General features: G+C 53.3%; 8 protein-coding genes. All 8 read right to left on the reverse strand.

What is annotated here, in order from left to right:
* Position 1 precedes the first annotated feature (1 nt).
* The gene (locus DFP98_RS12645; RefSeq protein ID WP_116060949.1) at positions 2-2,755 is read right to left on the reverse strand and encodes a carbohydrate binding domain-containing protein; all 2,754 of its coding nucleotides are present in this window, start codon (positions 2,753-2,755) and stop codon (positions 2-4) included.
* 132 nt (positions 2,756-2,887) lie between these two features.
* Entirely contained in the window at positions 2,888-5,539 is a 2,652-nt protein-coding gene (locus DFP98_RS12650) for a glucosidase family protein (protein ID WP_116060950.1), read from the reverse strand.
* 33 nt (positions 5,540-5,572) lie between these two features.
* Complete coding sequence (locus DFP98_RS12655; protein WP_371822812.1) at positions 5,573-6,463, reverse strand: carbohydrate ABC transporter permease; 891 nt, start codon at positions 6,461-6,463, stop codon at positions 5,573-5,575.
* 17 nt (positions 6,464-6,480) lie between these two features.
* Positions 6,481-7,371 carry an ABC transporter permease gene (locus DFP98_RS12660; protein ID WP_116060951.1) on the reverse strand — a complete coding sequence of 297 codons (891 nt, stop codon included), beginning with the start codon at positions 7,369-7,371 and terminating at the stop codon, positions 6,481-6,483.
* A gap of 72 nt (positions 7,372-7,443) precedes the next feature.
* A complete protein-coding gene (locus DFP98_RS12665; RefSeq protein ID WP_116060952.1) occupies positions 7,444-9,105 on the reverse strand; it encodes an extracellular solute-binding protein in 1,662 nt (553 codons plus the stop codon).
* A gap of 166 nt (positions 9,106-9,271) precedes the next feature.
* Positions 9,272-10,690: a helix-turn-helix domain-containing protein gene (locus DFP98_RS12670; protein WP_116060953.1), complete on the reverse strand. Its 1,419-nt coding sequence runs from the start codon at positions 10,688-10,690 to the stop codon at positions 9,272-9,274.
* 5 nt (positions 10,691-10,695) lie between these two features.
* Entirely contained in the window at positions 10,696-12,456 is a 1,761-nt protein-coding gene (locus DFP98_RS12675) for a sensor histidine kinase (RefSeq protein ID WP_116060954.1), read from the reverse strand.
* 64 nt (positions 12,457-12,520) lie between these two features.
* Positions 12,521-12,901, reverse strand: a complete 381-nt coding sequence (locus DFP98_RS12680; RefSeq protein WP_116060955.1) for a hypothetical protein — start codon at positions 12,899-12,901, stop codon at positions 12,521-12,523.
* Between the last annotated feature and the right edge of the window lie 20 nt (positions 12,902-12,921).

Genomic DNA, 12,921 nt, shown 5'->3' on the forward strand with positions numbered 1-12,921 from the left:
TTTAAGGCTGCTTAAAGCATTGAATATCGTCAAAATATACAGTGCCGCTACCCTCTAGCATCACACGGAATTCCGCTCTGGCGGCTTCGCTATAAGCGGATGGGATGCCAACCTCTGTCGAAAATGACTTCCATTCGTCCGCCGTAGAGGTGAAATAACTGCTTTGCCCGTTGCCTAACACCTGATCCGCATTGTCATATACGGTCCATTCGATGCTTGGCCCCGTGTTGCTGCCCGGCACAAAAGTTGATTTCAACCATCCGGCGATGTCGTATACGCCGCCCGCTTCAACCGCAATATCGATAGAAATATAGGCCTCGCCGCCGCTTGCCGCTTCGAGCTTCAACACCTTGCCTCTCGCCGCTTCCCCGCTATCCACGAAGCTGACCGCACCGCTGGAAAGATAGGCGGACGGCACCTTCCACCCGGCCGATCTTGTCGTAATCGTGATGCTTTCCTTCTTATTAAATACGTTTCCGTCAACCTTCAAATATCCGCCGTTAGAGCTATTGTCACGGACGTAGAGCAGTCCCGGAAAATCAGCTCCGCTTTGCACGCCGGATTCAATTTTCAGAGCGTTTGTCTCCGTACCCTGACGAGAATTGTTCTTCACCGGGGGAATCGTCGCGGCAATACCCGAGTCTTCGGCCTCCAGGTTCAAGGTCTTCCAGTCCGTAATTTTATAGAGCGCAGCTTCCTCCCTCCCCAGATTAAGGGTCATGCTCCCGCTGCCTTCCTGTATGCCGCCTTCCGTCAACCCAACCGGAACTGCCATGTATTTGCCGATCGCGTTGCCGTCGCCGTTTTTAAGAGGGATTGTCACACTATGCGCATTCCGTCCTTTGTTATAAGCCATAACGTATAATTGACCGTCATCCGAAAGCCAGTTTATCCATAGCAGGCCGTTGGCCTGACCCTGTTCTCCCGCCGGGATAGCGTCGTGCTCGCCGAGGATCTGGACATTTCCGTTGACGTATAGATCAAATAGCAGCGGGACCTCTTCGTTATTAATCTTACTGAAGGGTCTCCACAGATGCGTATCGTAAAGGTGAGCGATTAAGGATTGGTCCGCTGCCAAGAACGCATCGTCTATTCGGTAATATCCTACGCCGCGTCCGCCAGCCTCGAACGTTCTGAAGACCGAGTTGCGGATGGATTGTACAGTCGGGTGCCCTCCATTCTCAAATCCGTAATAATACGTTGCGACGAGATTAAGTACGGGACGTCTATTATTTTGAGCAAGATTCACATCGATTGTATTCGTAATGCTCGTAGTGTCATTGCCGCCTCGCACATAAGCATCAAAGCTGAATATATCGCTGTATTTTCTCGTTTCGTTCTGATTGGCTCCGAAATCGACCAGATACACGGGATGATTGTCGTCGATATTGCGAATCGCCACGTAAGCCGCCTCTAGCTCTAACTTCTTCTGCTCCATTGCTTCTCTGTCATTGGAGTTATAAATTCCGAGCGGCTCGTCATCCACCATCCACGCGAAGACTCGCGGGTCGTCCTTATATTCGTCCACTGTTTCTTTGGTTTGTTCGATCTGATCGGGGTGCCCCGCTCCAAGTGGAGGAACTCTGAGGTTGTACATGATTTTCAATCCTGTATCGTCCAACGCTTGCCATGTATTGGCCGATCTTTCCATGTAATAATAGGAAAACACAACTGTGGTTCCCGCATCCTTCGCCATTTGGAACCGGGATGGTGAATCTACGCCATAAGCAATAACAGGATTGAATTTTTCGTCTCGTTCGCCCGGGAAAATGCCAAAGTTAATATCCCCGTCACTGTCCATCATCTTCGGTCGAGGATATTTGTACAGGTTTTGGCTGAACTCCTCCAGCTTCTGACCGCCGCTGTCCTTGATGGTCGCCACCAGCGTGTACTTATGCTTCATCTGGCTCAGATGGGCGATTGGAATGAAATAATTCGCCGTGAATGAGGTGAACGGCGTGTTCAACTGCTCAGCCACCTTCGTCTCTGTCTCACTGTCATAAAGGACAAAATCGACCTTAGCGCCTGCTTCCGGCTTGCCCTCGTAATACGGCTCAACATGAACGGAGGCGTTCACGCCGTCCTCGTCCGGATAAGGAAATACCCGATCCGTATCCAATCTGTACGGCTCAGGTCCGCCGGAGACCGTAATCTTCACGTCGTCGACCCAGACCGTTCCGAGGCTGTCGTTGCTGAACCGGGGCGCGATAATAACCTGGCCTCCTGCATCCATGGGAACTCTGAATGTTGTTTTAAGTTCTGCCCAATTTCCTTGGGTATCCTCTGAAATCCCCATTGCGCTGTTGTCCGTGGTGCTGTGCCACGCACCGTTCGCGCGATAATACTCGATCAGAAACCAGACATTGCCGGTTCCGTTGGTCCAATCTGTTTTCACCCGGGCGCTTAATTCGTAGGTGACGTATGGGCTGAATAAGTTCCCGTCCAACGTTTGAACTTCCATTCTATTGCTGCCTGTGCCTAACCCCTCAAACTTGAGAGAATGGCTTCCGGAATACGATGTGGTGGAATCGATCGATGTCCGAACATTTGACGAGGAATCTTTGAACCTGGTCGACCAGGGCGACGCCCAGCCTGCTGCGAGGGTCTCGAAACCGCCGTTGACCACCGGGACTTCACTGCCTACAGCGGGGATCGTATCGTCGGCTTGCACCGGTAATACATTCACCGGAAACAGTTGAAGGATCATCGCCAAAGCAAGTGCGGAAGTTAAAACACGAAATACGATTTTCTTCACCTTTAGTCCTCCCTTTAATCAGTCTTTATGTTAGCGCTTACATTAAGATGATACAGGAGGCTCACTCGCTTTCATATGTTCATACTTAGTATCCAGTATGTCTATATTTTAGAGTGAGCCTCGATCAATCCCCTATTCTTCAAAATACAATTCAATCTCTGCCTCTCCGCCGAAATCGTCCCACCGCACGCTCTCCTCATCCGGCAAGTAGACGCCTCCGCCCGATAGGCGGACGACACGTTTGCCTTCCGGATGCGGGAGCCGCAGCTGCACGGTCGCGGGCCCGCGGCTCGAATCGCAATTCAGGCTGACCGTTATGCGGCTGCCTTCGGACTTGACCCGCAACGAGAACTGGCCGAAATAACTATGCACGTCCTGAAGTTCAATGCGCTTCCCTTGCTTCAGCCAATCGCGCGGAATCCCCGGCAGCAGCTTGAGAGTCGTGCCTTCCTCCATATATAGCATCCAACGGGTTTGCATCAAGAACCAGCCTTCTTCGTGCGTCTTGTGAGGACTGACCTGGTAATAATGCTCCCAGAACGTGTATGTCTCCCTGTCGGCCAGAGCAGCAAAGGTATTATAGTAAGCTTTCAGGAACGCTTTTACCTCGCCGCGCTTCAAGTGAACCCACGGATGCGTGCTGTAATAAGGCTGGCTGAACGCCACATTGCGCGTAAACATCAGTTCGTTATGGTAGTGGATGAGGTAGTCGGCCGCTCGCTCGCGCGGATCGATCACTTCCTGGAACAGCAAATACATCGGCCCGAGCATCGAATCCCGACTCATGAAGGAGCCGTGCGTATACCAGTTGCCGCCTTCCGTATAGAGCGACAGTGGGCCGCGCGATTCCGTCCAAGGCGGCGCGGTAGGAACCCATGTGCCGTCGCCAAGCGGAACGACCGGTGAACGGGCGACCGCTTCGTCGAACGAGGCGCGGATATCGGCTTTTAGCCCTTCCGCATCGGCGTGAATTTGCCCGGACAGCTCGGCGTCAAGCTCAGTAAGCATTTCCGCCAGCCTGCTCAGCCCAATATATGCATAGCCGCTCAGCATAAAGGAATGGAACGGGTCCTCCGGATCGGCCGTCTTGCCTTCCAGCATGCCGTAGCCCCGACCGCGCAAATTCTCCGTTTCGTTGCGCTTGCGCCAATCCATCAGGAAGGCATAGGATTTAAGCAGCTTAGGCTGGATTTCGCGAATCCATTCCAAGTCGCGCGTATAACGGTAATACTCCCCGATGCACCATAGAGCCGCACCGGTTTCCAGCATATAGCCGCCGAAATTTTGCATTAACCCGCTCTCATGCTGCTTATCCAGGAAGAAGCTCAGCCCCCGCCGGGCCGTATCGCTCCATCCCATCGCGTTCATAAACTGGATAATCGGCGAGCTTTCCGAGCCGATGGCGGTATAGATGCCAATCGCCGGAACGAGCGTTCCTTCCGGTTCCTGACCGTAAAAAATTAGATCTGTATGCAGAAGACCCGCCCGAAGCATCTGTTCGATGCGCGGCTCCGGCAGCCGAATCTGCGCGCCTCGCGATAGCTTATCTTCCCAGAAAGCGCGACATTCCGTATGCCGCTCCCGGAAATTCTGTTCGCTCAGCCTAAGCGCCCGCTCGCGCGACACAGGTTCGTGAGGCAAATAGAACTCGAAGCAGGCTTCCTCGCCCGGCATCACCAGAACAGCCGACTCCTCCGTTTGCAGCGGTCGGCCATTCAGCTTCGATACGCCGAACACCCGATCGTCGCTATAGTGCGCGAAGCCCGTGCTGCCCTCAAACGTATAAGGAATGCCGCCGGCGTTGGGAATCAGGTTCTTGAACCAGGCGTATCTCGGCACCGAACCGGTATTGGCAGCCGTAATCCGGCAGTAATATACCGTTGTCTCGCCCGAGATCGCAGCTCCCTGAAGCAGAATCTCCCGCTCCTCGGCCTGAGCTTCCGTAAACATATGACCGAATCCGTAACCGTCGGCAAGCAAATAGTGCGTTCCGTCTACGCTGCCCGACGTCAACGGGCGAGACTCATAGGAAACAAACGATACCGCCGTGTAGACCATCTCGTCATCCGTAATCTCTGTATGAAGGATCGGCAGCGTTCCCTCCTCCAGCTTGCGGACAACTCCGTCCGTACAGCCCATTCCCCGGCCGACCATATAATAGTAGCGAACCGGTTTGCCGCCGCTCTCCGGCAAGCCGACTTCCGTTGCATGCTGGCGCGGCTGAACCCAGTCCCATTGCAGCGCCGAGCCGCCTATAGGCGGCTCCCAGAAGTTATTGCTCGGTCGGCCGCGCACCTGGGATTCGAAGATGCGCGTATCCCGGCTGACCCCTTGCCAGATCGGGCAGGGCTGATCCTTCGTCGCTGCGCTTGCCGCCTCGAACGACTCCTCCGGTTCCTCGGCCAGCTTCTGCAGGTTTGTCCGCAGCCCTCTCCGCTTGATGTCGGCTTCCAGTTCCTCATAGGAACGGAAGTCGGCAGCCGATGTTACTGCCACGCCGTAATCCGGCATGTAGATGGGATACGCCTCATGAACGTCCTCCGCAAAAAAGCTGAAAGGACAAGCGCAGTCGACGATGCTGACCAGCAGCTTCCCCTCACCGGGCGCGTAAAGCGGCTCAATAGACACCACGAGAGTCAGCGGGCCTGCGCTGTGATCCTTCCATTCCTCTATCTCCGCAATCCCGTCACCGGTCTCGATCCCAAAACTATGCAAGCTGCCGTTCATGACCTCGATACGGCCGGCTGCGGGACCCTTTTTCCATACGACTCTTACCCTCTTCACCGTGAATACACTTCCTTCTGCACAGATGCCCGATTACTCCTTCACCGATCCCAGCGTGATGCCGTGAATGAAATAGCGTTGCAGGAACGGATAGACGAGCAGTACCGGAATAATCGTGACAAATATTTTCGCCGCATTCAGCGACTTGTTCGAAAGCTTCGCCGCCTGCTCCAGCTTGTCGGAATCCGTCTCGTTCAGATCGAGCTGCACGACCAATTGCTGAATGTACGTCTGCAGCGGATAGTTCTCGGGCTTGCTCATCAGAATAAGTCCTTGGAAAAAATCGTTCCAGTGCGCCACGATGCTGAACAGCGTTACGGTAGCGAGCGCCGGGACGGCCACCGGAATATAGATGCGAAGCAGCAAATGCCAAGGACCCGAGCCGTCGATGTAAGCAGCTTCCTTCAGCTCCTTGGGCAGATTGCGCATGAAATTCATTACGAGAATCACGTTGAAGACAGGTACGGCTCCCGGAATAACGAGCGCCCAGATCGAATTGAGCATGCCGAGCGACTTGACCACCAAGTACCACGGAATCAATCCGCCCCCGAACAGCATCGTAAAGACGATAAACCACATGTAGACATTACGGCCTTTAAACTCTCTGGCATTCATCGATAGCGGATAAGCCATCAGTACAGTCAGCAGAAACTGAATGCCCGCTCCAAGCACAACCCTCTCCAGCGATACCGCGAATGCGCGGAAAAACTTGGCGTCGTCCAATATTTTCAGATAGGCGTTCCACGTAAAATCGACCGGCACAAACAGCACTTTGCCGCCCTCCACCGCCGACTTATCGCTCAGAGACACCGCAACGGTGTGCCAGATCGGCGCTATGCATGCAAGTGTAATCAGCACAAGCAGGGTAGCGAGCAGATAGTCCGTTATCGTCAGCTTTCGCGTATTCGTACTTATAGCCTGCACGGCTCTCCCCCTCCCCGTTAAAAGACCCGATAATTGGCAAACCGGGAAGCCATCCAGTAAGACATAACGATCAAAAGGAATGAAACAACCGATTTCATTAATCCGACCGCCGTCCCGAGACCGTATTGAATGTTCAACAATCCTACCCGGTATACGTAGGTGTCGATAATATCTCCGGACGCATAGACGAGCGGATTGTACAGGTTAAAAATTTGATCGAAGCCGGCGTTCAGAATATTGCCCAGACTGAGCGTAGCCAGCAGCACAACCGTCGTCGCGATGCCGGGAAGCGTAACGTGGATCAGCTTTCGCATCCGGCTTGCGCCGTCGACCTCTGCCGCTTCGTACAGATCCGGACTGATTCCGGTCAGAGCGGCCAAGTAAATAATCGTCTCAAACCCGAATTCCTTCCACGTGTCGCTGGCTACGATCACATAGGGAAACCAATTGTTGTCTCCGAGAAACATGATCGATTGACCGCCCAACGCGACGATTAGTTGATTAATCGGCCCCTCCGAGGACAGTAGTTGAATGACGATCCCCGACAAAATGACCCATGATAGAAAATGAGGCAAATAGACGATCGTTTGAATCCAACGCTTCAGCCTGCCGAATCGCAGCTCATGCAGCATAAGCGCGAAAAGAAGCGGTACGATCAGATGGGCGGCCATTTTCATTAGTGCGATAAAAACGGTGTTGAAGAAGATCGTTCGACTGTCGCGAAGCTCAAACAGATATCGAAAGTTGTCCAGCCCTACCCATTCCGAACGGAAAAACCCGAGACCCGGATTAAAATCCTGAAACGCGATCACGCCGCCTAGCATAGGTACGATGCTGAAGATACACAGCACCACAATACCGGGAAGCATCATCAAATGATAATGAAACTGAAATCGCCGATTTCTCATGAAGCCGCTCACCCGCTCTTTCCGAAGAACGGGCGTTCGCCGCAATACGCGATGACGAACGCCCGAATCCGCTTATTCCGTTAATTGCTCTTCAATTTCCCGGGTAATCTGATCGCCGCCGCTCTTCTTCCACTCGGCCACGAAGGAGTCGAACGCATCCAGCGATTCTCTACCCATGATAATCTGCGTAATCATCTCGGCTTCCATCTTTTTCAGCGCCGGCCATTTCAGCTCCATCGACTTCGTCTGCGAATAGAACACGCCCAACACTTTGTTCATCGGCGATTCCAGCGCTCCGCCGCCCACCATATAGGAAGTGCTGTACATCCAACTTCCAGGGTCCTTGCCCGGATCGGCGTTGTTCGCGGCGACTTTGTCGTAGACGTCCTTCTGGTCGAGTCTCAGTTGATCCGGTTGGATTTTGCCGTCAAGCGCTTCCTTGACCGCCTTCAACCGATTGGTCACAATATTCGGTTCCACGAACGTAGCGCGAAGCGGGAAGTACGCCGCATTAACGCCATTGATCAATTTGGCCATCGCTTCGGCATCGTTCTCGACATTCGCATACAGGTTCAAGTACTTCACGAGCGCTTCCGGATTTGAATAACCTTTCTTCACAACGAAATATAGCGAGCTAACCGGCCCTAATGTCGCATTGTACTGACCGGAGCCGTCCAGCGGAAGCGCGTACGCTTTCCATACCGCTTTCGGGTCGTTTTTGAACGAATCGTACAAGCCCCAGCCTGTGGACCAGCCGCCGAACAGGAACATTCCGGCGCGCCCGCCGTTGATCAGTTCCCACGTATCCTTGCGAATTGCGTACTCCTTGTCCAGCAAACCTTGCGCGTACATCTCACTAAGCTTGCCCAGAGCTTCTTTCATCTGCGGAGTCGTCGTTCCATAGACGACCTTGCCGTCGGCATCCTTCAGCCACATGCCGGGATAAGCCTGATACGCGGAGTATAGCGGTCCGAATGTATTGTCCGAATCCCCCAATAAACCGAACGTATCCGGCTTGCCGTTGCCATCCGGGTCCTGCTCGATGAAAGCTTTGGCAATCGCAGCCAGCTCATCGACGGTTTGAGGAGGCTTGAGACCGAGCTTGTCGAGCCAATCCTGACGCACCCACAGCAATTTGATCGGATCTTCATCGACATTCAGGTTCGGCAGCGCCATCAGCTTGCCGTCGAAGGTCGCGTTCTTGAACGCCTTGCCGTTCGTCGCATCGTACATCTGTTTCAAATACGGAGTCGCATATTGCTCGTATACCGTTGTCAGATCCTTGAGCTGGCCGGCTTTCACCATTGTTTTCAACTCTTTCTCGGACACGACCATTGCATCTGGCAGATCGTTGCTGGAGATGGAGAGCGCCAGCTTCTGATCGTATGCGTCGCCCTGAGCCGCTATCCAAGCCGCTTTGAACTTCAAGTTAAGCTTCTCCTCGAAATAGCGCGTAAACTGGTTATTCTCTACCGTGTCCCCTTCAGGAAGCGTCTTATCGTCCGGAGGCACCGCTTTCCCGATCGTCATTGTGACGGGCTCGGCGTATTTGCCCAGCGGATCGACCGTTTCCGACCCGGCGCCCGACGCCTGAGCAGACGGCGACTCCCCCGAGTTGGAGGCGCTTGAGGGCGCGCTGCTGCCGCTATTACTGTTATTGCTGTTGCAAGCGGATACAAATGCAAGCGAGCAAGCCAGCATCAGAAGGCCGATTTTCTTGTGCTTCCCCTTCATGTTCCCATCCCCTTTGTTGTGATGTTCCTTGTTTACAATCCCTATCTTAAAACAAAAAAGACAGCGCCCGAGAGACGCTGCGTTCCTGCGATTGGGACAATAATTAACGCTGCTCAAAGCGTCGACTAATGCAAGTGTGAAAAAGTGTACCTCTTGGCGGAACAAATTATACCTTAGCTTTCTCTTGCCGGTATTCGCTTGGAAGCCTACCGGTTTGTTCGCGAAATACTCTGCTAAAATACTTCTCGTTCGCATACCCGCACTGTTCCGAGATCCGGTAGATCGGCTGTTTCGTTTCCGCGAGCAGCAACTGCGCGTTTTCGATTCTTGCGTCGCGAATATAATCGTGGAACGTACGACCAACGATCTCTTTGAAGCATTGACTGAAGTACCCCTTGCTCATATTCGCTTGCTTGGCCAGATCGCTGTGGCGAATGTCCTCCTCAAGATGGAGGTTGATGTAATCGACCGCCGACATAATGCTTTGGGCGATTTCCTCCGAATAAGCCGATTTTGCCACGATCGCCCGCAGCTTGCCGCGAACCGCGTTCAGCCAGCCTGTCCATTCGCTCCAGAGCGCCCCTGTGCCCGGCATTTCCTCCTCGATGCCCGCTTCCTCGCGCGAGATGCGAACCCAGCTCATTCTGGCGGTATAGAACAGGTTGGCGAGCTGCGCCGCAGACGGTCTTGCTCTCTCGATCTCTTGCAGCAGCTCCTCGTACGCGCCGGTACGAACGATCCAGTGCAGCGAAGACCAAGCGTCGCGATTCCTGCGCAGCTCTTCGTCGCTCCATCCCGGATACTCCACCTGCAATCGCCCGGCGGTGTATTCGTAATAGAATACGCCAGGCTTGCGTTCGTAAAACAAAGATATTTCCTTGTACCGCAGCAGCCGTTGCCGCAACTGCTCACGATCCGTATCGCGTATTCCGCGAATGTGCAGCACCGTAACTTGCCGTTCCAACCCCAGCTCGACCAGCTCTCTCTTCATCGCCGCAACGTCTTCATCCGTCATCTCCCGCTCCGGAAGTACGGTCCACAGCCCCAAGCTAACCTCTTGTATCGTCTGCCCTTGCATGGACGTATGCTGCCAGAGCGCGCCAAAGTCGGCCTGTCCGGCGCCTGCGATGTATACGAGCATGGAATCCGCGGCGGCCGTCGGCTCGGCCGATCTCCGTTCGGCGTTGGGAAGAGAAGCTTCCTGACTGCGCCGGATCCGTTCGCTGATTCGCTCCAGTACCTCCTCCATCCGGGCATCCTCGATTTGCGTCTTGGCAATATAATCGATCGCCCCGATACGAAGCGCCTCCTGGATCAGTTCGAAATCCTGGTGAAACGTAAGCACGACAAACCAGATCTTCGGATAGAGACGCTGCACCTCTCGCATCAGATCGAGCCCCGACATAATCGGCATGGCAAGATCGGTAATCAACAGGTCCACTTCCTCGCTCCGCAAAAACTCCAAAGCGTTTTCCCCGTTGTTCGCTTCCCCGACCACCTTCATGTCGAATGCGTCCCACGGCATTTCCGCGATGATCCCCCGCCGCGCCAATCTATCGTCATCGACAACCAGAACTTTGATCATGCGTCTCAGCTCTCCTCCATGCTGCGTTCTTCATCCAGCGGAATGCGAATAGCCATCGTCGTCCCTTTCCCCGATTCACTGCTAATATCAAAGCTCGCGGTATCTCCATACTGTGCACGGATCATGCGATTGACATAATAAAGTCCAATCCCCATCCCGACTTTGCGTCGTTCGCGAGTATGGTTCTCCAATAGCCGCTTCATCTCCTCTTCCTTCATGCCGGCTCCGTTATCCTGCACTTGAATGCTCGCATAGCGCCCTTCCACCGCTTCGATGCGAACCTCGATCCGCCCTTCGTCCTTTAACCCGTGATACAGGCTATTTTCCACCAGCGGCTGCAAAATGAATCGCGGAATCGGCAGATTAAGAACATCCTCATTGGCATGAACGTTAACCGTAAACGCAAAATCGTACCGGATGCGCTGCAGCTCGACGTAATCCTTCAAAGCTGCGATTTCTTCCCGGATCGTCGAAGGGCCGCCCTTGCCCATATTGTAATAGAGAACCCGATTAAGCGCCGAGATCAGGTTGTCGATCTCCTTCATGCCCTGTGAACGCGCCAACCAACGGATCGTATCCAGCGTGTTGTGGATGAAGTGCGGATTGATCTGAAACAGCAGCTTCTCGACCTCCATCTCGGTCTTCCGCTTCTCTTTCTCCTTAATTTCCTGCAGCAGCTCCCAGATTTGCTGTCTCATCTGCTGGAACTTTCGCAGCAGAAAATCGAACTCGATGATTTTGGTCATTTTGAGTGGAGAGTGAAAGTTGCTGTCGTGGACTTGCTTGATCTCCTTATTAAACCGGGCAAGCGGCTTGCGGATCGTCCGCCAGATCGTCCAGAAGCACACCAACGCAATCAGGATCGAGACACAGGTGAACAGAGCGAACTGGCGAATCCACAAATTCTTCTCACTGTTGTAGCTTTCCTTCGGAATGACGGCGACAAGCTTCCAGCCCTGCGCATGCGGCTCTTCGAAGAGCAGGCTGCCCTGAGTCTCATAGATGCCCTCGCGATTGCGGGCAGGCTCATACCGGCTTCCGACGGGAAACAGCTGGGCATTCTCGCTGTAGGTCACCTGATTGTTTTCGTTAACAAGCAGATGCCCTACGTTCATGGATGTATTATCCGCTTGCAGCACGTTCTGCGTCAATTGGAAGCTTGTCTCGATATAGATGTACAGGTTATCGTAGCCGGGAACGTCCACCTTGCGAGTAGCGGACAGCACCATCCGATCGATGAAACGCGACATCGCCGTTTGGTGGGGCCCGTAATAGGTCAGCTCGCCCTGCTGCAGCAGCTTAGGATTGCTCTCCGGGACGAACTGGTCGCTCAGCATCGGCTCCGGAAACACATAGCTCTGCGTATCGGCAAAATAGTAGAACATGCGGCCGAGGTCGGGATTCGTAAAATTGATGAGATTCACATTGTTCTGAATCTCTTTGCCCAGCCGATCCTTCAGGAGAAGATCGTCCATCTCGAGATATTTGGACAGATCTCGCCCGACCGTACCGTTAAAAGCAAGCTGCTGAGATACGTGGTTCAGATTGGCGAGTGTATTGACGAGGGAAATTTGCACCTGCTTGAGGTTGCTGTGCACCCCGTTCTGAATTTTGTTTTCCAAAATCGACGTAATCGAGAAATACGATATGCCGCCGCTCAGCACGAGCGGAATGATCGTACTGAGCAGCAGAACGGCCGCCACCCTATTCTTCAGCGAATGCAATGAAAAATTCCCCATGCTCGGAAACGACAACCGCCATTCCATCGCCTCAACCACCTTGCTCCGTTTTTTTCAGCCATTATAACACGAGTGGTTGATGGGTTGGCTACTAACACTTCGGGGATAACAAATTCTGGGAATAACAGCAACCTAGTAGCCATGCACCAAAGCGGATTATCCGCCTTAAATGTGGGAAATAGACTGTTTTGAGGGAAATAGAGTCGGTTCTCCGCTTTAAATTCGGTAATAGCTGATTTTTTGAAAAATAAAGCGGGCTTTCCGCTTTAAAAGCGCTGAATTGGCCCAACAGATGGAAATAAGCCAGACTATCCGCTTTATTTGCAAATGGAGAATCAAGAGTTCCTGATCGCCCTGCGTGAAGCACAAAAAAGAGCGGGCTACCGTTTTCGATAGCCTGCTCTTTTTCTTTTTCTTGCTCTTGTTCTTTATATTTGACCGTTTTCTTTTGCTCTTTCTCTCTTACGTCCATTGCCGCAGCTTCTCAACGGA

Origin of the sequence: Cohnella phaseoli, from assembly GCF_003386235.1 — a bacterium.
GTDB classification, from domain to species: Bacteria; Bacillota; Bacilli; order Paenibacillales; family Paenibacillaceae; genus Cohnella; species Cohnella phaseoli.